This is a genomic window from Aliidiomarina sp., from assembly GCF_047920995.1.
Classification (GTDB): domain Bacteria; phylum Pseudomonadota; class Gammaproteobacteria; order Enterobacterales; family Alteromonadaceae; genus Aliidiomarina.
In genome coordinates this window covers 1-22,969 of sequence record NZ_JBLRWZ010000038.1, presented here as the reverse complement: position 1 = coordinate 22,969, position 22,969 = coordinate 1, and the positions used below count along the sequence as shown (strand labels likewise).

Annotated in this window: 19 protein-coding genes and 1 pseudogene; 11 read left to right on the top strand and 9 right to left on the bottom strand. The window is 48.8% G+C overall.

Features of this window, described 5'->3' with window-relative positions:
• The first annotated feature begins 90 nt into the window (after positions 1 to 90).
• Together ACNA7P_RS09750 and ACNA7P_RS09745 are read left to right on the top strand one after the other, a co-directional pair.
• Positions 91 to 672 (top strand): prepilin-type N-terminal cleavage/methylation domain-containing protein, encoded by a 582-nt coding sequence (locus tag ACNA7P_RS09750; protein ID WP_416258439.1) that lies wholly within the window; start codon positions 91 to 93, stop codon positions 670 to 672.
• Between the two features lie 154 nt (positions 673 to 826).
• The gene (locus tag ACNA7P_RS09745) at positions 827 to 1,738 is read left to right on the top strand and encodes an MBL fold metallo-hydrolase (RefSeq protein WP_416258438.1); all 912 of its coding nucleotides are present in this window, start codon (positions 827 to 829) and stop codon (positions 1,736 to 1,738) included.
• Between the two features lie 54 nt (positions 1,739 to 1,792).
• On the opposite strand, the gene ACNA7P_RS09740 is transcribed toward ACNA7P_RS09745, so the two are convergent.
• Together ACNA7P_RS09740 and ACNA7P_RS09735 are read right to left on the bottom strand one after the other, a co-directional pair.
• Positions 1,793 to 3,250, bottom strand: coding sequence for a fibronectin type III domain-containing protein (locus ACNA7P_RS09740; RefSeq protein ID WP_416258437.1), 1,458 nt, complete (start codon positions 3,248 to 3,250; stop codon positions 1,793 to 1,795).
• A gap of 118 nt (positions 3,251 to 3,368) precedes the next feature.
• Complete coding sequence (locus tag ACNA7P_RS09735) at positions 3,369 to 6,206, bottom strand: TonB-dependent receptor (protein ID WP_416258436.1); 2,838 nt, start codon at positions 6,204 to 6,206, stop codon at positions 3,369 to 3,371.
• Between the two features lie 433 nt (positions 6,207 to 6,639).
• Here ACNA7P_RS09735 and ACNA7P_RS09730 point away from each other — a divergent pair, with 433 nt between their 5' ends.
• The 8 genes from ACNA7P_RS09730 (at position 6,640) to tldD (ending at position 17,535) form a co-directional block, all read left to right on the top strand.
• Complete coding sequence (locus tag ACNA7P_RS09730; protein ID WP_416258435.1) at positions 6,640 to 7,683, top strand: rod shape-determining protein; 1,044 nt, start codon at positions 6,640 to 6,642, stop codon at positions 7,681 to 7,683.
• 3 nt (positions 7,684 to 7,686) lie between these two features.
• Positions 7,687 to 8,613, top strand: coding sequence for a rod shape-determining protein MreC (mreC, locus tag ACNA7P_RS09725; RefSeq protein WP_416258434.1), 927 nt, complete (start codon positions 7,687 to 7,689; stop codon positions 8,611 to 8,613).
• Positions 8,613 to 9,101 (top strand): rod shape-determining protein MreD, encoded by a 489-nt coding sequence (mreD, locus tag ACNA7P_RS09720; RefSeq protein WP_416258433.1) that lies wholly within the window; start codon positions 8,613 to 8,615, stop codon positions 9,099 to 9,101. Before mreC ends, mreD begins: the two co-directional genes overlap by 1 nt.
• A gap of 118 nt (positions 9,102 to 9,219) precedes the next feature.
• Positions 9,220 to 9,798, top strand: a complete 579-nt coding sequence (locus ACNA7P_RS09715; RefSeq protein WP_416258432.1) for a Maf family protein — start codon at positions 9,220 to 9,222, stop codon at positions 9,796 to 9,798.
• A complete protein-coding gene (gene rng / locus ACNA7P_RS09710; RefSeq protein ID WP_416258431.1) occupies positions 9,795 to 11,264 on the top strand; it encodes a ribonuclease G in 1,470 nt (489 codons plus the stop codon). Before ACNA7P_RS09715 ends, rng begins: the two co-directional genes overlap by 4 nt.
• Positions 11,264 to 15,214 (top strand): YhdP family protein, encoded by a 3,951-nt coding sequence (locus ACNA7P_RS09705; protein WP_416258430.1) that lies wholly within the window; start codon positions 11,264 to 11,266, stop codon positions 15,212 to 15,214. Before rng ends, ACNA7P_RS09705 begins: the two co-directional genes overlap by 1 nt.
• Entirely contained in the window at positions 15,207 to 16,073 is an 867-nt protein-coding gene (locus tag ACNA7P_RS09700; RefSeq protein ID WP_416258429.1) for a carbon-nitrogen hydrolase family protein, read from the top strand. The genes ACNA7P_RS09705 and ACNA7P_RS09700 overlap by 8 nt, the downstream gene beginning before the upstream one ends.
• Positions 16,069 to 17,535 carry a metalloprotease TldD gene (gene tldD, locus ACNA7P_RS09695; protein WP_416258441.1) on the top strand — a complete coding sequence of 489 codons (1,467 nt, stop codon included), beginning with the start codon at positions 16,069 to 16,071 and terminating at the stop codon, positions 17,533 to 17,535. Before ACNA7P_RS09700 ends, tldD begins: the two co-directional genes overlap by 5 nt.
• A gap of 8 nt (positions 17,536 to 17,543) precedes the next feature.
• Here tldD and yjgA read toward each other — a convergent pair whose 3' ends face one another.
• Complete coding sequence (gene yjgA / locus ACNA7P_RS09690) at positions 17,544 to 18,059, bottom strand: ribosome biogenesis factor YjgA (protein WP_416258428.1); 516 nt, start codon at positions 18,057 to 18,059, stop codon at positions 17,544 to 17,546.
• Between the two features lie 89 nt (positions 18,060 to 18,148).
• Here yjgA and pmbA point away from each other — a divergent pair, with 89 nt between their 5' ends.
• Entirely contained in the window at positions 18,149 to 19,534 is a 1,386-nt protein-coding gene (gene pmbA, locus ACNA7P_RS09685) for a metalloprotease PmbA (protein WP_416258440.1), read from the top strand.
• Between the two features lie 5 nt (positions 19,535 to 19,539).
• Here the strand turns inward: pmbA and ACNA7P_RS09680 are convergent, their stop codons facing one another.
• From ACNA7P_RS09680 to ACNA7P_RS09655, 6 genes and pseudogenes are all read right to left on the bottom strand, one after another.
• Positions 19,540 to 19,815 (bottom strand): HPr family phosphocarrier protein, encoded by a 276-nt coding sequence (locus tag ACNA7P_RS09680; RefSeq protein WP_416258427.1) that lies wholly within the window; start codon positions 19,813 to 19,815, stop codon positions 19,540 to 19,542.
• Positions 19,802 to 20,662: an RNase adapter RapZ gene (gene rapZ / locus ACNA7P_RS09675; protein WP_416258426.1), complete on the bottom strand. Its 861-nt coding sequence runs from the start codon at positions 20,660 to 20,662 to the stop codon at positions 19,802 to 19,804. Before rapZ ends, ACNA7P_RS09680 begins: the two co-directional genes overlap by 14 nt.
• A complete protein-coding gene (gene ptsN, locus ACNA7P_RS09670) occupies positions 20,653 to 21,123 on the bottom strand; it encodes a PTS IIA-like nitrogen regulatory protein PtsN (protein WP_416258425.1) in 471 nt (156 codons plus the stop codon). Before ptsN ends, rapZ begins: the two co-directional genes overlap by 10 nt.
• A gap of 5 nt (positions 21,124 to 21,128) precedes the next feature.
• Entirely contained in the window at positions 21,129 to 21,416 is a 288-nt protein-coding gene (hpf, locus tag ACNA7P_RS09665) for a ribosome hibernation promoting factor (protein WP_416258424.1), read from the bottom strand.
• 26 nt (positions 21,417 to 21,442) lie between these two features.
• Positions 21,443 to 22,810, bottom strand: coding sequence for an RNA polymerase factor sigma-54 (locus ACNA7P_RS09660; RefSeq protein WP_416258423.1), 1,368 nt, complete (start codon positions 22,808 to 22,810; stop codon positions 21,443 to 21,445).
• Positions 22,811 to 22,874: 64 nt separating this feature from the next.
• Positions 22,875 to 22,943, bottom strand: a pseudogene (locus tag ACNA7P_RS09655) (hypothetical protein); the annotation flags it as partial.
• Positions 22,944 to 22,969 lie beyond the last annotated feature (26 nt).

Sequence of the window (22,969 nt, the reverse complement as noted above, 5' to 3'; positions counted from 1 at the left end):
CATGAACTTGTTTATATAATGTTCTTCATATGTCGTTTACTCTTGTAAGTGTCTATGATTAGATTCAATCAGCAGCGTGGAGTTTGCTACGTGAGTTACGTTGGAAGTTATTTTGGGAGTTATGTGGTGAAATCATCGCCCGCAGTGCAAATGCATGGAAGTACGCATAGAAGTACGAAAATCCCTTCATCTTCTCAAGGCTTTACGCTTGTTGAGCTTATCATTGTTATCATTCTTCTTGGTATTTTATCGGTTACCGCTGGCCCGCGTATTTTCGGCCGTGATGGTGTAGATGAAGCTGCTGCCGAAGCGCGCTTTTTAAGTATGCTGCGTTTACAGCAGCAACGCGCAATGCAGGATACCGCATCTCGCTGCTATGGGGTAACGATTGATATTCCGGCTAGAACCGCAACACCCTATGAGTGTGGCGCTGCGATTGCAGCAGATAGGCAGATTGTATTGCCAGCAAATATTAATTTGAACGTAGTGTCTCCGATTCCTGCCGCTAACACTGGTTTCCGCTTTAATGCTTTGGGTTGCCCTGTTTCGGTTGGGCACGAAGTTACTGCGGAAGTATGCTCTACTAATAGCCTGCAGATCACCATCAGCGGCAGTACTGCTCGCAATGTATGTGTGCAAAGCCAAGGCTATATTCGTTCCGGTGCTTGTTAGCTCATATTAACTAGGGCCGTTGCAGTTAAATTTGCCGTTACCCCAACGTTAGCCCCATGAAAGTGAATAAACGATCCAAAGTGCTGCATTTCTACTATAACTACCGGTGTAGTGAATAGTGAAGTGCAGCATTTTTGTTTATAGGAGCAAACGCATGCAATTTTTCAAACTAGGTAATCACTTTCAGCGCGTGTTAACGGCAGCTGCGCTGGCGGCATTGGTGGCATTGGTGGCAACATTAATGGCTTTTTCGGCAACTGCTGTGGCTCAACAAGTGCAAGAAGTGCGAGAAACTAAGTTAGCCGAAGGCGTATATATGCTTGAGGGGCAGGGCGGTAACATGATGTTGGTAACCACACCAACGCATACGCTGCTGGTAGATGCGCAATTTGCGCGCATGGCGGAGAGTATTGCCGATAAAATTGCTACCCTTGCCGAGGTGCCGCTTACGTATTTGTTTAACACGCACTTTCATGGTGATCATGTGGGTGCTAACCAATATTTAGGTGAAGAGCTTGGCGCGAAAATCATTGCGCATCGCAATGTGCGCGAGCGGTTGGCCGCTAATGAAGAGTTTCCGCGTACTGGTTTGCCTACTATTTTGGCTGATCACTGGCTGCAAATGAACTTAGGTGAGCACTCACTAACCATGCATCATTACGCAACTGCGCATACCGATGGCGATATGGTGGTGTGGGTAGATGGCCATAACATTGTGCATGTGGGGGATTTATTCTTTGTTGATCGTTTCCCATTCATTGATTTAAATGCCGGTGGTACGGTGCAGGGTTATATTGATGCGATTGCCGCCCTTACCGAGAACATGGATGAGCATACGCAAATTGTGCCGGGGCATGGCCCGCTAATGAACAAAACCGGTTACTTGCGGCTACACGATATGATTATTGCAACGCGTGAACAAGTGCGTGCATGGCATGCTGCTGGCGCTGATGTGGATACCATGGTGGCTGCTGGCCTGGGTGCAGAGTGGGCCGATTGGAGCTGGAACTTTATTAACGAAGAACGCTGGATTCGCACACTGTACAACGATCTGTTAGCCGAGTAACAACAAAGAACGTGAGGCCAACACGTTCTTTGTTAATTTACTTGGCAAAACGAGCTAAGGTTGAATTACCTCGGTACCATTCCAGCAACGAGTTTCCCGCGGCTTGTTTGGATTAGTGCAACGATGCATAAACAAGGGCGAGGCCTCATCGATGCCTCGATCCACAACGGTTACATTGCCATTTTCATCGCGGCTTAAATCAAACGCATCGAACAATTCGCCAGTAACTGTGCGCGCTTGGTAGCGCAAAGTGTTGGCAGTGAAGTGCAATGTTTGAAACAGCTGTAACTCTTCGGCGGTAGCCTGCATTTGTTGCTCTGCCTGCTCAGTTACTAAGTACATTTTTGGCCCTGCTACCGAAACCACATACATTGGGCCTTGGGCACTTAGTTGGCCACTCGTACCTTCGGTTATGTTTTGGCCTCTACCATAGGTATGATCGTGCCCTTGTAGCACGAGATCAACGCCAAACTCTTCGTATATTGGCTGCCAGTGTTGGCGCAACGGTGGGTTATCGCGCCCTAGCGATACCGAAAACATCGGGTGGTGATGGCTTACAATGGTCCACTGATTTGGGTTGTTGCGCAGTACTTCGCGTAACCAATCGGCCTGCAATATTGCGTATTCTTCACTTTGCAATGCTTGCATGGAATCTAAGGCAATGTAGCGCACCCCTTGAAAATCGGTGTAATACACTGAACTTTGCAGTGGTTCGGGGCCATTTTTCGGTACGCCAAAATGAGCAGCCCATTGCGGCACAATAGTGCGCGGGCCACTCTCGTGCTCAATGTATTCATGGTTACCCGGTGCGGCGAATTGATTCACCATACCGTGTAACCAACCGCCGGCATCAAACCACTCTCCCCATTCATCGTCATGTTCACCATAGCGTGAGTTCACTAAATCACCCGCATGCACCATAATCATTGCTTCAGGTGCGCTACGAAATGCTTCGCGAATCACCCGCGAGAAATGCGATTTCACGGCGTTTTGCGCGTCTCCGAAATACACCGCTGTATACGGGCTAAATTCGGCAGTGGGGGTGCGGAACTGGAACCACTCGCTCCACGCCACTTGCGCTGGCGCATCACCTTCTTGTGCGCTGCCACCGCGCACCCGATAGGCGTATAGAGTATCCGGTTCTAGATCGCTAAAGGTAACGTGGTGGTGATGCGCATCACCGTTACTCGTGCTCAGCGCCATTGTTTTGCCCTGCACTGCGAGCGATTGGTAATGCAAACCCGGTGTAGCAAGTGCTGGCGCGATTTCTGCTACTGCATGCGCCACGGAGGCATCAGTTCGCCAGCTTACACCTTGTGCAGTAGCTGCATCTGCCGCAGGCACCAATACGATGCGGTCTGGAAAAATGCTAGGTGCATAACGCACAGCACCTGCCGGTACCAAGGTGTTGCGCTCTACGTGAGTGTATTGTGGCACGCTCTGGGTGTTATCGATGGCCGCGTTGGCGGCCAATGGTAACAGGAATGAACTAATCATTGTGGTTAGAAACATACATAAACCTCTCAATCAATGCGCTACAGATCTGTGTAATCATGCGCGCAGAGAAAAATAAAAAGCCAACGTGCTTCCCTGCGCGCTGGCTATACTCTCATCACCTTAAAGCAACGCTTTAGAAGTTAGCGCGCACGCCTACTTGCCAAGCGCGGCCAAACTGCTCATGCTCAAATACCCGGCTGCGATCACCTTGGTAACGCACTGCTTTGGTATCTGTTAAGTTACTTGCTTCCATAAACATGGTGAACATATTGTTTAGCTTGTAGCTTAGGGTGAAATCCATGGTGCCTCTACCATCCCAATACACGTTTAAGTTCGGGTTCGCGGTATCATAGCTATCAATAAACTCGGAACGGTAGTTGTAAGCGAGTTGTGCACTTACTCGCTCTGAATCGTAGCTAAGGCCAAGGTTATAGGTGTTTTTACTAGTACCGGCTAAATCTGTTTTGCCGATGCCGAATGGCAAATCTGCAGATGATTCGGTATAGGTAAAGTTAGCTAAGAAACCTAAGCCAGACCATGCACCTGGTAAGTTAGCTAATGATTGCTGCCAGTTGAACTCGAAACCGTAAAGCTCACCGCTTTTCGCGTTTTCTGGGCGCACCATACGGAAGCCATCGAACTCGCCGCCAACGAACGTGCTGCGGGCTTTAAAGATAGGGTCTGATAAATCTTTGTAGAACACACCACCAGAAATTAACCCAAGCGGTTCAATGTAGTATTCCGCCATAAAATCAAAGTTATGTGCAAAGGTTGGTTGTAAATCGGTGTTACCAATATCAACACTACCTGCACCGGTTTCACGGTCTTCCACAATTACGTACGGTGCCATATCTTCGAAGTTCGGGCGGCTTAATGCGGTGCTGTATGCTGCGCGAAGAATTACGCCGTTATTTAGCTCGTGGCGTAAGTGAACACTCGGGAACACTTTGGTGTAATCGCTGCTAGCGCTCAAAGGTGAAGATTCTTCCGTATCTTCATCAAACTCAAACGCACTACCGGTGATTTTGGTGTGCTCTACACGCACACCAAACACCAGTGTAGTATCTTGCCACGCCAAGGTATTCATCGCGTATGCAGCATAGGTATCTTCACTTGCTTGGTAATCGCCGGTAATTGAGGCCGCTACACGTGGGCGAAAATCTTCATTCTCGAATAATGAGCCATAAACATCGACAAAGTTTCGAATCATTTTCGGGCCATTATTGTAGAAGCCACCGAACGGAACAGAGTTACGATCGATAATTACATCGGTAAATGCCGGCGCGCCAGTACCTACGCTATTGCGGCTGCGATCTTCATCGTTGAACTTTTCACGTAAGCGCATTTTAGCGCCAAACTTGAAGGTAGAGTATGCGTTACCCCATTCACCGGGCATGGTGAAGTTTAAAGCATACGCTTGTTCTTTATCCTCTGCATCACCGAAGCGACGCTCATAACGGCGCCAGCGAAAATCTTCTAAAGGGAAATTAAAATCAGTGCGCACTACATTGTTATCGCCATCTAAAACTTGGAAGGTTGGCAAATCTGGATTGCTGTAATCGTAAGCCATACGTGGGCGTGAAGTTTCGCGATATAAAAGGTAATCGCGATCTGGATAATTTTGCGAAGCACGAGTGTAAGCAGCTGAATAATCGATGGTTAAAGTATCGAGAAAGTGGCGACCACCAAATTGCGTAGTGTTAATACGATTTACAACCGTACGGTTACGCATTTCCTTCTCGAAAGTAGTGCGGCCAGAAATACCTGTTATGGCGTTTGCGCCTGCTTCGTAGCGATCATATTCGATAACCAATGAATCACGAAATTCGGCATCTTCGAAGCGCGAATAATTGTGGCTGAGGTAGAAATGCGCATTATCAGTTGGGCGAAAATCCATGCGCGCACTGGCGCCGGTGCGGCTGCGTTTTACTTCGTAATCTTTAAATTCATTTTCTTCCGGTAAAAACACGCCATCATCATTTTCAAACCACACAGTTTCCACGTTATCGGTAACCCGGTTGGTTTCGCTATCGCTAACGGATACCAAGAAACCGAGGTTGTTGCTATCGCCGATGCGATCACCAAAGGTAGCCGCAACACGGTGCGAATCGCCATTGCCTTTTTCGTTGCGGCCCAAAGCTAAACTACCGCGCATAATACGGCCTGGTGCATCGAGTGCGCCTTGCGTAACGATATTAATATTACCGGCAATTGCATCCGCATCCATATCGGGGGTTACTGCTTTGGTTAGCTCTAACGCGGCAATTACATCTGAAGGAATAGTATCTAAATCTACTGCGCGTGAACCGCCATCCGGAGAAGGAAGTACCACTCCATCAATAGATACGTTTGCATACTCTAATGGGGCACCACGAACGTTTACATAACGGCCTTCGCCTTGGTCTCGTTGAATGGAAGCGCCTGGTAAACGCTGCATTGATTCGGCTACGTTGGCATCTGGGAAGCGGCCAAGGAAATCAGACGATACAACCGATTTGATGTTATCAGCTGAACGCTGAGCGTTTAGTGCTCGTGCCTGCGCATCGCGGCTACCTACTACTTGAATACGCTCAACGGCAAGTGCTTCAAGTTCAAATATAAACTCTTGGCCGGCGTTAGCTGTAACGGTTGCAGCTACGGTTTGGTTCGCAAAACCGAGGTAATCAACACTTACTTCATACGTACCCGCAGTTAAGCCATCAAAACGAAAACGCCCTTGGCGATCTGTTGTGGTTTCGCGGTTAGTGCCCATAAGGCGAATGATAGCGCCTTGTAAAAACTGACCATTAGGGCTTACTACTTGCCCCCGAATGGCTGGCGCCGCAATGGTTTGTACCGAAGAGGCGGTTGCATTCACATAGGTTTGTGCTTGAACAGTGGCAACGTAACCCGTAAGAGCCGCTGCCACGGCAACTGAAACAAGGGTTTTTTGAGCGAAATTCCGCTTGCGCGAGTGATGTGTGGTTTTCATTAGATGATCCCATCGTTGTAGTAATGATGGGATAGCATCATAAAAAGTTAATATTACAGCTGGGTTCGGATCCTGTTACGAAACTGTTACGTGTTGGCGATCTTTTCGTGACAACGATCTTTTCGTGATAACAACCGCTTGGCGCAGGGCTGTAATCGCTGGCGGAACCTTTCGGTTGATATGGTGTCTTCCTGATGTAGATAACTTTGGTAACTTTGTGCGGTGGTAGTGCATGGCGAATTCCGTGTTTTTTGTAGTAATGTTACAAAATAGCGAAGTTCGATTACGAAACGGTTACAATGCGCAATTGAGTTAATAAAACTAAATTGTATAAATCTTGCAAAAGCGCTACAACTCGCTTGCTCGCGTGATCGCAGCTTGCTAAAGTTAAGCCTTTCGAACCATATAATTACCATAAAGGGAACAGCCCCTCATGTTTAAGAAGTTGCGTGGTTTGTTTTCCAACGATTTATCAATCGATTTGGGAACAGCGAACACTCTCATTTACGTTAAAGAAAAAGGCATCGTATTGAATGAGCCTTCCGTAGTGGCGATTCGGCAAGATCACGCTGGCGGTAATAAGAGCGTTGCGGCGGTAGGCCATGCGGCGAAGCAAATGTTGGGTAGAACGCCTGGCAATATTAAAGCCATTCGGCCGATGAAAGATGGCGTAATCGCTGATTTTCACGTTACCGAGAAAATGCTGCAACACTTCATTAAACAAGTACATGAAAATAATTATTTGCGCCCAAGCCCGCGGGTTTTGGTATGTGTGCCTTATGGCGCAACGCAAGTTGAACGCCGCGCCATTCGCGAATCTGCATTGGGTGCCGGTGCTCGCCAAGTAGTATTAATTGATGAGCCAATGGCTGCTGCAATTGGTGCCGGCTTGCCTGTTTCAGAACCAACCGGCTCCATGGTTGTGGATATCGGTGGTGGTACTACTGAAGTTGCCATTATTTCTCTGAATGGTGTGGTGTACTCAAGCTCAGTACGTATTGGTGGTGATAAGTTTGATGAAGCCATTATTAGTTATGTACGCCGTAACTTTGGCTCACTCATTGGTGATGCTACCGCAGAGCGGATTAAGCACACAATTGGTGCTGCTTACCCAGGTGAGGATGTGCGCGAGTTAGAAGTTCGCGGCCGTAACCTCGCGGAAGGCGTACCACGCTCGTTTACTCTCACTAGCAACGAAATTCTTGAAGCGCTGCAAGAACCATTGATGGGGATTGTTGCGGCAGTAATGCACGCACTTGAGCAATCACCACCAGAATTGGCCTCAGATATTTCTGAGCGCGGCATGGTGCTTACCGGTGGTGGCGCATTACTTCGCGATATCGATCGTTTGCTCATGGAAGAAACCGGCATTCCAGTAATTATTGCTGATGATCCGTTAACCTGCGTTGCTCGCGGTGGCGGAAAAGCTCTGGAATTGATCGATGAGCATGGTGGCGATTTGTTTAGCGACGAGTAGCCAGTGTCTTCGCATCTGTTCCTACAAAGGGTTTCTTTGAAAACCCGCTTAACGCTAGCCTTGTTGCTAGCGTTTTTGCTTATTTTTGCAGACCATCGCCTTGGTGCTATGCAGCCCATTCGGGCGTTTCTAAACTCGGTGGTAAGCCCCGTACAATACCTAGCGGTAATGCCCGAGCAGGCCTTAGATAACGTGATTAGCCAAGTACAATCACGGCGCCGTATTATGCGTGAAAATACCCAGTTAAAAGAAGATAACTTGCTGCTGCAAGGGCAACTGCAGCGTTTTCAGTTTTTGGTGCGGGAAAACGATCGTTTACGTGAGTTGCTCGCCAGCGATAGCCGCGAAGAGCGTTTGCGCATGGTGGCTGAAGTAATTGCGGTGGATTCCGATCCCTTTTCTCATCAAGTGGTGGTGAACAAGGGTACTCGGCATGGGGTTTACATTGGCCAGCCAGTAATTGATGCCGATGGTATTGTGGGCCAAGTGGCCGATGTGGGGGTTACTACCGCACGCGTAATTCTCATTTCTGACCAGAGCCATGCCATTCCCACGCGGGCGGAAATGAGTGGTATTCGAGTGATAGCACAAGGTGTGGGTGATACTGCGCTGCTGGAGTTAATGCATGTGCCGCATTCCACTGAACTGCAAGAAGGCGATGTATTGTTTTCGTCTGGGCTAGGTGGAGTATTCCCTGAGGGTTACCCTGTGGCGCGCATTAAGCGCATTACCCGGGATGAATCGTTACCCTTTGCGCAAGTATCCGCTGCCCCGATTGCGAATTTAGATCGGATTCGGATGTTGCTGTTGCTTTGGGATAGCGGCAGCGAAACTCAACCGGTTCGCTCTGAAGCTGATGAGCGTGAACAAGAGTTACGTGAACAAGAGTTACGTGAACAAAATCAGCGCCCTGTTGAGGAGCAAAACTGATGCTTACCCGCAGAATTATGCAGCGCAGTATTATTTTAATCACTATCGTGTTGAGCCTGATTTTTGCGGTGATGCCGATATCGATACAAGTGGCTGTATGGCGCCCAGAATGGCCGCTATTGGTGGTGATTTACTGGATTATTGCCTTGCCCCATCGTGTGAACATCGGTTACGCCGCGGCGGTGGGTTTAGCGGTGGATATTTTACTTGGCTCAACGCTTGGCTTTCATGCCGCAGCGTATGCGTTAGTGGCGTATCTCGCCGCGAAGTATTACAAACGAATTCGCAATTTTTCTTTATCGCAACAAGCGTTATTAGTAATGGTGCTAGTGTTTTTAGGGCGGGCAATTGTGTATTTATTCGAGCATTATTTGAATAATGCACCATTAATGCTGCACTATTTTTGGCCAGCCTTAAGTTCAGCCATTTTTTGGCCGTGGGTTTTCTTGGTACTGCGGAAAATTCGCCGCAGTTTTCAGTTGCGCTAAAGGCTCTCAGTTGCGCTAAGGGCTTTCAACCACGCTAAGGGCTCTCAGTTGCGCTAAGGGCTCTCAACCACGCTAAGGGCTTTCCGCGCATTAATTCATTCAACCGGCAGGAGTATGCATGCACACGCTAGTATTAGCATCGGCCTCCCCCAGGCGTAAGGAGTTACTGGCACTGCTGCAAGTGCCCTTTGTTACCGAGCCTGCCAATATTGCAGAACAACAAGTAGCGGGTGAAAGCCCAGCCGATTATGTACAGCGTTTGGCGGCTGAAAAAGCGGCGGCGGTAGCCAGTAATCACCCAGAATTTGGGGTGTTAGGCTCCGATACGATAGTGGTAGCCGGCGATACGGTAATGGAAAAGCCAACTGATTTTACCCACTTCAGCAGTATGATGCAGCGTTTAAGCGGCGCTACGCACCAAGTACTTACAGCCGTAGCCTTACATACCCCAGTGGGGAAGTGGCAAACCTTGGTAACTACGCAAGTAACCTTTCGTAATCTTAGCAGCACCGATATCGCCGCCTATTGGCAAACTGGCGAGCCGCACGATAAAGCTGGTGGCTATGGTATACAAGGGCTAGCCGGTAAATTTGTGAGCCACATTAGTGGTAGCTATTTTGCGGTAGTGGGCCTACCGCTTTATGAAACCGAACAATTGCTGCAGCAGTGGCAGGCAATAACGGATAACAATCAATGAGTGCAGAAATTTTAGTAAACGTAACGCCGAGTGAAACCCGGGTTGCCTTGGTGGAAAACGGTATTTTACAAGAAATACATATTGAGCGCGAAGCTCGGCGCGGGCTAGTGGGCAACGTGTACATTGGCAAAGTAAGCCGCGTATTGCCCGGCATGCAAGCCGCCTTTGTGGATATCGGCTTGGAAAAAGCCGCGTTTTTACATGCCTCGGATATTATTACCCGCATTGATAACTTAGAAGAGCTTGATAGAGAGCAACTGCCGCCGCCGGATATTGCCCGCTTGGTGCGCCAAGGCCAATATATCTTGGTGCAGGTGGTGAAGGATCCTCTGGGCACCAAAGGTGCTCGGCTTACTACCGATGTAACTATTCCTTCGCGTTATTTGGTGCTCATGCCACGCTCTAATCATGTGGGCGTTTCCCAGCGCATTGAAAACGAAGACGAGCGCGAACGCCTGCGCAGCGTAGTGAATAAGTTTAGTGATACGGAAATAGGTTTTATTGTGCGCACGGCAGCCGAAGGCGCTGGCACCGAAGAGTTGGAGCAAGATGCGCTATTTTTGCGCAGGCTGTGGGAAAAAATTCAAGAGCGCAAGAAGAAAAACTCTAAGGGCGGTGTGCTGTACGAAGATCTTAATCTAGCGGCGCGGGTGCTGCGTGATTTTGTAGGTGTGGAAATTGAGCGTATTCGGGTAGATTCGCGGCTGAGTTTTCAACAACTGCATACCTTTGTAGAAGAGTTTGTGCCGCAGTTAGCGGATCGTTTGGAATATTACGAAGGTGAGCGGCCAATTTTCGATTTATTCGATGTTGAAAATGAAATTCAACGGGCGCTCGATCGTCGAGTGCAGTTGAAATCTGGTGGCACCTTGGTGATTGATCAAACCGAGGCCATGACCACCATTGATATCAACACCGGTGCCTTTGTTGGCCATCGTAATTTGGAAGAAACCATTTTCAATACCAACACCGAAGCTACCCAAGCCATTGCACGGCAATTACGGTTACGGAACCTTGGTGGCATTATTATTGTCGATTTTATAGATATGCAAAATGATGATCACAAACGCCGAGTGTTGCATAGCTTAGAGTTAGCACTGGCCAAAGACCACGCAAAAACCAGTATTTCTGGGTTTACTTCGTTGGGCTTGGTAGAGCTAACGCGCAAGCGCACACGAGAAAGTTTAGAGCATGTGTTAAGTTCTGAGTGCCCAGTGTGTAAGGGCCGTGGTTCTATGAAAACCGTAGATACCGTGTGCTATGAAATTATGCGTGAAATTGTGCGGGTGAACCGCGCTTATGCTGCTGATAAGTTTGTTGTGTATGCTTCAGCGGCAGTTGCCGAACGGTTGTTAAATGATGAATCGCACGCGCTTGCTGAGTTAGAAGTATTTGTAGAGAAGCAAATTAACGTTCAAATTGAACCTCTGTATCATCAAGAGCAATTTGATGTGGTAATGATGTAGTGACCTTTAAAAGCGCCTTAAGTTTATTTATTCGCAAGCTCTGGCTAACAGTAGCAGTACTGTTGGTGGGCTTTGCTGTGCTGCTTAGTGTAGTGCGCTTTAGTTTGCCGTATCTCGATCACTTTCGTGGCGATATTGAAACCCAACTTAGCCAACGCTTTCAGCAAGATATAGCTATCGGCAGCCTCTCGGCCACCTGGAGTGGCGCGGGCCCGGCATTAGTGCTGCGTGATGTGCGCTTCGATTTGGATGAAACCAATGATGTGGCCTTCTCGGTGGGTAACTTTAGTTTGGGCATCGATTTTTGGAATAGCCTTTGGCAGCGGCAAGTGCTGTTTGAGCATTTTGAACTCGCTGATGTGCAGCTTGATATCTATTATCGGCAAAGCACGGAAGTGGGCTCGTTCAACGAGCTGCAAGCCACGCTAGAACAATTGCTATTGCAGCAGTTAGAGCATTTTCAACTACGCAATGGTGTGGTTACCGTGCATTTTGCTGAGCAACCTCCACGTTCGATTGATATTCAGCGTTTAAGTTGGCGCCGCGAGGGTTCACGTAGGCAGGCGGTGGGGCTGTTCAGTATTCCGGATATTACCGCTAATGCTCTGAATTTCATTGTTGATCTGGAAGGTGATTCCTTTACCGCCATGAGTGGCAGCGTGTTCATTGAAGCACAGCAACTAGATATCTCGCCCTGGCTGCAGGCCTTAACCGAAAATTCCGCCATTAACCGCGCAGAGTTTAACCTACAAGGTTGGCTTGATTTCGATAATGGTCGCTTTGGAGATGGGCAGCTGAATTTCGAGCAGAACATTTTAGAGTGGCAGAGCACGGAATCTGAGCACCGCTTAGTTACGCCCGCTACGGCGTGGACACTGTTTCCGCAAGAGGATGGTTGGGTGCTGAACTCGGCGCCAATGAAAGTGGCACTGAATGATTTGCAGTGGCAGTTCGAGCAGGTTACCTGGCAATACCAAAACGGTGAACACCTGTGGAATGTAAATGATATTGAGCTGATTGATTTTAGCCCGCTGTGGAATTTATTTGGCTCTGCTGGCGCAGCCTTAGGTGGTTGGCTTGATGGCCTACAAGTGGGCGGCAAGTTGCAAACCTTGCAAGTGCGTTTAGATGAGCAGCGTGATTGGCAGTTTTATGCTAATGGCAGCGATCTTACTTGGCAGCCACATCGCGGCGTGCCGGGTATTAGTGGTTTGCAAATGGAAGTGTGGAGCAGCTTACAACAAGGCCAATTTAAGCTGGCGGGAGAGGAAGTACGGCTTATTTCACCCGCCACCTATAACGATGCGAAGTTGCTTAGTAAAATGGAAGTGCGTGGCGGCTGGTTGCAAGAGAATGGCCAGTGGAACCTTGATATTGATACTGCCGAATTTAGTTTGCCTGGCGCTGATATTCGGCAACAAATGCGCTTCTCCGGTGGTGCTGATCAAGCCACCAAAGTAGATTGGTTGCTCACCGGTGGCAGCACCGGCATGGATGTGCTCGATGTGGTGGCATTACTACCGCTGCAGCTAGGAGAGAACCTAGGTAACTACCTTACCGAGGCACTGCAGGATGGCGATGTTGATAGCTTGGCGATGGTGTGGCGTGGGCCGCTTGCAGGCTTCCCATACCGAGATGCGCAAGGTGTGCTGCAAGCACAAGCCATTATTAACAATTTGCACTATAAATTCCGGCAAGATTGGCCTGCTGTGGAAAACACGCAAGCCACTCTGCAATTTTATGATGAACAACTGGATATTCGTACGCGCGGTGGTGAGTTAAATGGTATTCCGCTTACGCAAGTGCATGCGGAAATTCGTGATATCGCTGGTAACGCGCGGCATTTACACGTTGCAGCCGATGTTGCAGCGAACGGCCGCCAATTGCAGCAATTGTTTGCTGCGAGCTCATTGGCCGGCTCAGTAGGTGGTGCGTTAGAGCGAGTTTATCCTGCCGGAACAGTTACCGGCGCATTTACTTTGGATATTCCCCTAGCGGGCGATAACACCGAATTAGTTGCTGAGGGGTATGTAAACCTCGATAGCCAAGATATTTTTATTGAACCGGTGAATTTATGGCTGCGAGAAGTGCAGGGCCGGCTCGATTTTCGCAATGGCGATTTGAGTTTAGCGAGTGATTCTGCGTTACTGCTCGGTTTGCCTGTGGCACTAACATTAGCAGGCAATGCAACAGCCGATGGTTATGAGCTACAGGCTGATGTGCAAGGCGATTGGCAAATGGATGCGGTGCGGGCGCAGCATGCGCAAGTGCCATTGTTAGATCAAATGAGCGGCTTGGCCGCATGGCAGGCAGATTTTAACTTAGCGATTAGTGCGGCGGGGTATCAATACCAATGGCTGATGGCTACCGATTTAACGGCCACGGATATTCGTTTACCTGCACCCTTTATGAAATCTGCGGGCGAAGAGCGCACTTTAGCGATTGCTGTAAATGGCGATGAAAACAGGTTGCATGCGGTTGCTGATATCGCCGGGGTTGCTAACTTGCGTGGCGAAATGGCAATTGGCAGTGGTGGTTTTCACGCGATGGAGCTGCAGATTGGCGAGAGCCCCTATACAGTGGGCGCGCGATCTGAACCAGGCTTCCGCATTATGGCGGGGTTACCCGCAGCTGATTTAGGCGAATGGTTGCCAGTAATTACCACATTAACCAGTGCGGCCACCCAAAGCATTGCCGGCGCCGAGCCTTCAATTGCTGGTACTGAGCTGGAGGTGATTACGGAAAATGATAGCTCAGGTAAAGCTTGGGTTCCCTCGTTAAGCAGGGTAGATGCCAGTATTGAAAATATGTATTGGTTTGGGCAAAACTTTCAGTTAACCCAGATACAAGGGCGTAGTAGTGGCGATGGTTGGTTGCTGGATGTAAACGCCGAGAACGGCCGCGCCCGCATTGATTGGAGCACAATTGGTACGGGCCAGCTCACCATTGCTGCTGATTTCCTTGAGTTGACAAGCATGGCGGGGCTGAATGGCGATGCTGAAAACGAGGGCACTGAAAACGCTGCGGTAGATATGGATCGTAGCTGGCTTGATACATTGCCCCCAATTATTTTCACCTGCCGCATATGCCGTTATGAAGGGCGTGAATTTGGTGAAATAGCGATGCGCCTTGAGCCTGCGGTGGCTGGTGAACAGTTGCGTAACTTTGAAGTGCGTAAAGGCAATACCGTGCTGCAAGCCCGAGGTGGTTGGCAAGGCTCCGATAGTGATTTAACCAGTGGTATTCGCGGCACCTTCCGTAGTAACAATATTGGCTCGTATCTAAATGAGCTGGGTTATAACTCCATTGTGCGCGATTCTTCGGCCAACTTTAATTTTGATTTAAATTGGCAGGGCGCGATGCAGGATTGGAATACCGAAACCCTGAGTGGCGAAGTAGTGTGGAACTTTGGCGCTGGCTATTTGCGCGATGTATCCGATGGCGGTGCGCGTATATTCTCATTATTGAGTTTGGAAAGTGTGTTACGGAAGCTTACTTTGGATTTCCGCGATATATTTGCCCGCGGCATGTTCTATTCCTCGTTCGGCGGCACACTCGAGCTCGATAATGGTGTAGTGAGCACTAACAACACGCGTATGAATGGCTCGGCGGGCGATATGTTGGTGCGCGGTTACACTAACTTGCTAGATGAATCGTTAAATTATCAACTGAGCTATGTACCCAAAGTAACCTCGAGCTTGCCGGTATTGCTGGCATTTATGGTGAACCCGCCAAGTGGTATTGCGGCATTAGTGCTCGATAGGGTACTACACGATGCGCAAGTAATTTCCCGGTTGGAATATGAAATTACCGGCACCATCAGTGAGCCGGTAGTTACCGAAGTGAAGCGGGATAGCCGCGAAGTAGAGTTACCAGAAATGGGTGATGATGTGTTGCCCCGCGAACTGCCGGAAAATACGGAAGCGATACGGGAGGGTGGTAATGAGTAATTCCTCGAAGCCGAAAGCACTAATTAGCTTGCTGCAATTTACGTCACGGGCCGATTTTGCTGAGAACAAAAAAATCATTCGCGAACTGCTGCAGAACTTGGTGGCTGAGCAACCTGAGGGTGAAGCATCACCGGCGCATTTAGTGATTATTCCGGAAGCCTTTGCGCGCTTTGGTGCCGGCGAAGCGGCACAAGGTAAATATGCGGAGCCGCTCGGCTTAGGCCCAGTACAAGAATTTATACAAGCCTGCTGCTGCGAGTTTGGTGTGTGGATACTCGCAGGCACCATGGCGATTAAAGGGGATGATCGCTATGCAGCCGCATCGCTGTTGTTTGATGCGCATGGCAAGTTAGTTAGCCGTTACGATAAAATCCATTTGTTCGATGCAGCCGTAAACGATAATACCAAAACCTATCAAGAATCGAAATTTACCAAGCCTGGCGAGCAGTTGGTGGTGCTAGATACACCTTTCGGGAAACTGGGTTTGGCGGTGTGTTATGATTTACGCTTCCCCGAGATGTTTCGGGCATTGCGCAATATGGGCGCCGAGCTGATTACCCTGCCTTCGGCGTTTACCAAAGTTACCGGCGCGGCGCATTGGCAGCCGCTTCTGCAGGCGCGAGCAATTGAAAACCAAGTGTATATGTTAGCGCCAAACCAAACGGGAACGCACGATGATGGCCGCGAAACATGGGGCCATAGTATGGTGGTGAATCCATGGGGCGAAATTATTGGCGAACTAGGCGCAGAGCCTGGTGTTTTAACCCTAGAACTTGATTTAGAAACATTAGCGAAAGTGCGCCAGCAAATGCCGGTGCAACAACATAACCAATTTAAGGTGCAGTTTATTCATGATTGATACTCAGGTTGCCGAGCATTTGTTACATAGTGCCGATTTAGATTATTCAGCGCTGCAGCAAAGCTTGCAAAGTATGTATAACGGCAGTGTTGATTATGCAGATATCTATCTGCAAAGCAGTATTCACGAAGCCTGGGTACTGGAAGATAGCATTGTTAAAAGTGGTAGCTTCAATATTGAGCGTGGCCTTGGTGTGCGCGCCATTAGCGGTGAGAAAACCGGGTTTGCGTATGCCGATAGCATTGATCCGCCGGCGCTAAAACGAGCTGCAGCAGCTGCACGCGGTATTGCCGAGCAGGGTGTTGAGCGCAAAGTTGGCGTGCTCAGCGTGGTGCAGCATACCCCGCTGTACGGGGTTGATAACCCACTCGATAGCTTGGCCGAGCCGAAGAAAATTGCCTTATTACAAGCGATGGATAAGCGCGCTCGTGCCGCAGATCCGCGCATTAAAGAAGTAAGCGTAAGCTTAACCGGTTCTTATGAGCATGTGTTGGTAGCAGCTACCGATGGTACTTTAGCCAGCGATGTGCGCCCTTTGGTGCGCTTAAACTGTAGCGTGCTTGCGGAGCAAAATGGCCGCCGCGAACGCGGTTCATCAGGCGGTGGTGGTAGAGTTGATTACCATTATTTTATGCAGCCGGTATGGCTGGATACTGATGGTAAGGGCCCAGAAACGCAACGCTTCGAAAGTTATGTAGATGAAGCAGTACGGCAAGCGCTAATTATGTTGGAAGCGCAGCCTGCGCCTGCAGGCAGTATGCCAGTGGTATTGGGCTCAGGTTGGCCAGGGGTGTTGTTACACGAAGCCGTAGGGCATGGTTTAGAGGGCGATTTCAACCGTAAGGGCGCATCTTCATATAGCGGCCGTATGGGTGAGCAAGTTGCCGCGAAAGGCATTACCATTGTAGATGATGGCACCATCAGTAATCGCCGTGGTTCGTTAAGCGTAGATGATGAAGGTACGCCAACGCAATACAACACCTTAATTGAAGATGGCCGTTTAGTAGGCTACATGCAAGATAAGCTCAATGCGCGCTTAATGGGCGTTGCCCCAACCGGCAATGGCCGCCGTGAATCCTATGCGCATTTGCCGATGCCGCGCATGACCAACACCTACATGTTGGGTGGTGATAAAACACCGGAAGAAATCATTGCTTCAGTGAAGCGAGGCATTTACGCGCCGCAGTTTTCAGGTGGCCAGGTAGATATTACTTCGGGTAAGTTTGTGTTTTCGGCTTCCGAAGCTTATTTAATTGAAGATGGCAAAATCACTGCACCGTTGAAAGGCGCTACCTTAATCGGTAATGGCCCTGATGCGATGTCGGCAGTATCAATGGTAGGCAATGATTTAGCCTTAGATACGGGCATTGGTGTTTGCGGTAAAGATGGCCAAAGCGTGCCAGTTGGCGTAGGCCAACCAACGCTTAAAATTGATGCCATAACAGTAGGTGGAACCGAGTAGGCTGAGAACTACTCAGCCACAGAGCGAATATATTTGAACAGTGCACGAGCAGCAGCCGGTGGTTTATTTTGTTGCTCTTCTTTTTGCGCTTGGCGAGTGAATTGGCGCAGCTGCTGACGATCAGCATGCGGGTATTCATCAATAAACGCCTGAATGGCATCATCGCCTTGGCTTAAAATACGATCGCGCCATTGCTCGAGTTTGTGAAAATGCGCCGCTTGATACAGAGTGCGGTTCTCAATTTCATCGAGAGCGGCAAGAATTGGCGCTACATCGCGTTGGCGCAATAGTTTCGCAAGAAACTGCAGCTGCCGGCGAAAGCCTTCGCGCTTGTTCTCGATTTTCTTGGCCAACTTGATGTTACTGAGCAGTTCATCATCGAGTGGCAGTTGCTTAATAGTATTGTTGCCCATTTTCACAAGCTTAACGCCTAAATCATGCATTTCGGCAGAGTGGCGTTTCAGGGCTGTTTTACTTAAATCATCATCGTTGAACGAATCATTTTTCGAATTATCGTGTTGCATAGCTAAATACCTAACTAAAGAATGCGGTAAGTTTATCAGGAAGCGTGGCAGGGCGATACACTGCGGCGCATCACAATATTTTGAGGTTCATTTTGGCTACTACAAAAACATCAGCAAATTTAACGGCACCAGAGCAGTTACAACCAGATTTAGATCGTGCGTTGCAGGCGCTTGATGAAGCCCTTGCGCAAGCGAAAAAGCGTGGCGCATCAGCAGCGGAGTGTGCGCTTGCCCATAGCCGTGGGTTAAGCGTAAGTACCCGCTTGAACGAAGTGGAAACGGTTGAATTTAATCAAGATGGCTCGTTGGGCATCACCGTGTATCGTGGCCAAAGCAAGGGTAGCGCGAGCACCTCGGATCTTTCCCCAGAAGCGGTGGCTATAGCGGTGGAAAAGGCCGATGCTATTGCTCGTTTTACGGAAGCTGATAGTTGTGCGGGCCTTGCCGATAAAGAATTAATGGCGTTTGGTTATCCAGAGCCAGAATTATTTTATGCTGCTGATCAAAGCCCTGGATATGCCACCGAGCAGGCTTTAGCCTGTGAAGCGGTAATGCTCTCGGTGGACGATCGTATTGTGAACTCCGATGGCGCTCACTACAGCAGCCATTGCGGGTTCCGGGTGTATGGCAACAGCCATGGCTTTATCGGCCATTACATGAGTTCTCGGCAAAGCCTAAGCTGTATGCCAATCGCCAAAGAAGGCGAGAAAATGGAACGCGATTACGCCTATACTATGGCGCGTAATCCGGCACTCCTAAGCTCGCCAGAAGCGGTAGCGCGAGAAGCGGCAGCTACTACATTGGCGCGCCTAGGGGCACGTTCGATTCCTACGTGTTCAGCACCGGTTATCTTTCATAGTGATTTGGCCCACCATTTGTTTGGTTCGTTCGCTGGCGCTATTAGCGGCGGCAGCTTATATCGCAAAAGCTCGTTTTTGCTCGATCACCTGGGCCAACCCATTTTCCCAGATTGGTTGGATATTCATGAAGATCCACTCATTCCTGGCGGTTTGGCTTCCAGCCCATTCGATCATGAAGGCGTTGTTACCCAAGCTCGCGATATCGTGCAAAACGGTGTGTTAGAAACCTACTTACTTACCAGTTATGCGGCGCGCAAACTCGGTATGCAAACCACCGGCCATGCGGGTGGCATTCATAACTGGCGGGTACAGCCGAAGGCTAGCCATTTGGATGCGGATTTATCAGCACTGTGCAAGCGCATGGGCCGTGGATTGTTAGTTACGGAATTAATGGGCCAAGGCGTAAACATGGTTACCGGCGATTATAGCCGTGGTGCTGCAGGTTTCTGGGTAGAGAATGGCGAAATCCAATTCCCGGTTAGTGAAGTTACTATTGCGGGTAATTTAAAGCAGATGTTCCAGCAAATGGTAGCAATGGCCGATGATGTTGATCCGCGCCATGGCGTTCTTTCTGGATCTGTATTGGTGGAGAATATGAAAATAGCCGGCGCTTAGGCCTGCTATTCGTCTTCGTGGAAGCGGTTTTGTACTAACTGCGTAATCGCTTCCAGCGCCGCCTCTGCATCGGCACCTGTGGCGCTAATCTCGATGGTTTTACCTTGCTGGCTGGCCAGTAACATTAAGCCCATTACACTGCTCGCATCTACAGCCTTGCCATCTTGGGCAATGGTAATCTTGGCATCAAACTCATTGGCAAGCCGCGCCAACTTGGTTGCGGCTCTTGCGTGCAACCCTAATTTGTTACGAATATCGATGCTACGGCTAAGATTCGGCATGTTTACGATCCAGCTCGCGGTGTTTAATGCGAATGTGCGGATGCAGCTCGGCTATCCGCTCGGCTAGTTTTTCGACAATATATACCGAACGGTGTTGGCCTCCAGTGCAACCGATAGCGATGGTTAAATAACTGCGGTTACTGCGCTGGAAGTAGGGTAGCCAATGGCTAATGAAGTTCTGAGTTTGGTAAATAAAATCCGCTACCATGGGCTGCTTACCCAAATAGTTTTGTACTGGAGCATCAAGGCCATTAAAGGGCCGCAGTTCGGGCTCCCAATGTGGGTTTGGTAGAATACGAGCATCAAAAACGGTGTCGGCGGTACTTGGTACACCATGTTTGAAGCCGAATGACATGAATACCAACATTAATTTATTCTGTTTGCGCCCCAATACACGCTCAGTAACTTGCTCAATCAGCTCATGCACGCTGAGCTCACTACTATCAATTCGCCAGCATGCTTGGGTAGCAAGCGTTTCTAATAGTTGCCCTTCAGCAATAATCGCATCGGCTAAGGTGTAATCGCCGCGCGAAAGCGGGTGCGAACGGCGGGTTTCTCCGTAGCGGCGAATTAGTACTTCATCAGAAGCATCAATATAGAGGATATCTGGCTTTATCTCGTGCGGAAGAAATTCGAGTGCATCGGTTAATTCATCGTTTTCGCCGGAAATATTCCGCACATCAATGGATATGGCGATATTTTCGTGGCTTTCACTCACGGTATGCACAAGGGTTGGCAGCAAAGCTACGGGTAAATTATCAACACAATAGTAGCCGAGATCTTCAAGCGCACGTAGTGCTACTGTTTTTCCTGATCCTGATCTACCGCTAACAATAATTAATTGCATGGGTTGGGCTCATAATCCTTAGTAAAGGCTTCGTACAACTCAGCACTAGTTGCAGCTTGGCGAAGCGCCCTACAGCAATCTTTTTGATTTAGCTGGGAGGCAACCGCCGATAATGTTTGTAAATGCATTTCTGGGTTTTCTTTCGGTACCAACAGCGCAAAAATTATATCTACGGGCTGGTTATCAATCGAATCAAAATCGACTGGGCTAGCAAGTGTTAATAACGCGGCAACCGGTTGGCCGGCATTTTCCAGCCGGCCATGTGGGATTGCGATACCGAGCCCGATACCCGTGCTACCTAAACGTTCACGCTGTAATAGGCTTGCAAAAATATCAGCTTTGCTTACGCCAGCAAGCTTAGGTGCAACAAGCTGGCTCACCAGTTCTAATATCTTCTTTTTGCTGTTTTCTGCAACAGCAACCCGGGTGCTATCGGGGCTCAGGATATCTTTAAGGTTCATACGCCTCAGTGTTTCCGTAATTTTTCTTTATGTTTAATAACTTGGCGATCCAGCTTGTCGATTAACGAATCGATGGCTGCATACATATCTTGGTGCTCGGAAGTTGCAAAAACCTCACCGCCGTTGAGATGGAGAGTGGCTTCCGCTTTCTGCAGAAGTTTTTCAACATTCAATATCACATGAACGTTGTTGATGTGATCGAAATGACGTTCCAGCTTCGCAAACTTAGTATCTACATATTCTCTAAGTGCTGGAGTAATGTCTACATGATGACCAGTAAGATTTATTTGCATAGCACATCTTCCTTCTTTTGACGTGGTTAAAGCAGTACCTTCCTTTGGCTCGAAGCTGGAATACCTAAAGATTCCCGGTACTTCGCAACGGTCCGTCTTGCTACTTGAATACCCTGACCAGCCAGTAGTGTAGTGAGCTTACTATCACTCAAAGGCTTACCAGGATTCTCCTCTGCAACTAGCTTTTTAATAAATGCTCTAATTGCAGTAGATGAACACTCTCCCCCATTATCGGTGCTTACATGGCTGGAAAAGAAATACTTCAGCTCAAAAACACCTTGTGGGGTATGCATGAATTTTTGTGTGGTAACACGCGACACTGTTGATTCATGCATGCCTATACTATCTGCGACATCGCTGAGCACCATTGGTTTCATCGATTCCGGCCCATACTCAAAGAATGCCTGTTGTCGCTGTACGATACAATGGGCAACTTTAACTAAAGTTTCATTTCTACTTTCGATACTTTTGATGAACCAACGTGCTTCTTGTATATGTTGTTGAATATATTGAGAATCACCTGTGCTGCATGGGCTGTTCTTAAGTGCAGCATAGGTTTCATTTACACGCAATTTTGGCGCGGTGTTAGGGTTTAATTCCACAACCCAGCGATCGCCACTTTTGCGTACCTGCACATCGGGGATTACATATTCGGATGTGCCGCCGGTAAAGCCATCGCCGGGGCGGGGGTTCAAATGCTGCAATAGATCGAGTATTTGCTTAATAACCGCTTCAGAATAGCGAGTTTTGCGAGCGAGGGTGCGGTAATCATGTTTACCTAGTAACTCTAGATGTTGATCTACCACTCTTTTCGTTGCTGCCAGGGCTGGCGTATCGGCACTGAGCTGCTCTAGTTGAATTAATAAGCATTCCCGCACGTTGCGTGCAGCCACTCCGAGCGGATCAAAATGCTGGATGCGCTTCAGCACTACGGCCACTTCTTCACTGGTGATGGTGTCGTGTATAGCGATAGCGGCGTCGAGAATTTCTGGGATTTCTTGCGTGAGGTAGCCACTTTCGTTAACTGCATCGATAATAATGAGCGCAATTTGCTCATCTACCGGCGAAAAGTGCGAGAGGCGCATTTGCCAGCGTAAATAATCATGCAGGCTTTCATTGGTTTCGCCCTGGTACACGTAATCATCATCTCCCGCATTACCAGCGCTACTAGAGGTACCAGCAGAGTAACTATCAGAGGCCGTTGCAGAATTCGCATGCTCCCAGATGCTGCCCGGTTCATCTTCAATTTGCTCAAGCAGGGGATTGTTATCGAGCGCATCTTGAATTTCATGCTGAAGCTCAAGCGATGAAAGTTGCAACAAACGTATCGCCTGTTGTAACTGGGGGGTCATCGTAAGATTTTGGCTGAATTTCAGCTGTAAGCCTGGCTTCATAGCGATTTAATCGAGTACCTATGGTTAAGTGCGCCTACTTATATGATTGGTCTTTTCTGGCAAATTACAAGGTGAATTGGTCGCCTAAATACACTTCTTTTACCTGTTGGTTCGCCAGTACCTCTTGTGCCGTGCCTTATGCAATTAAACTACCTTGGC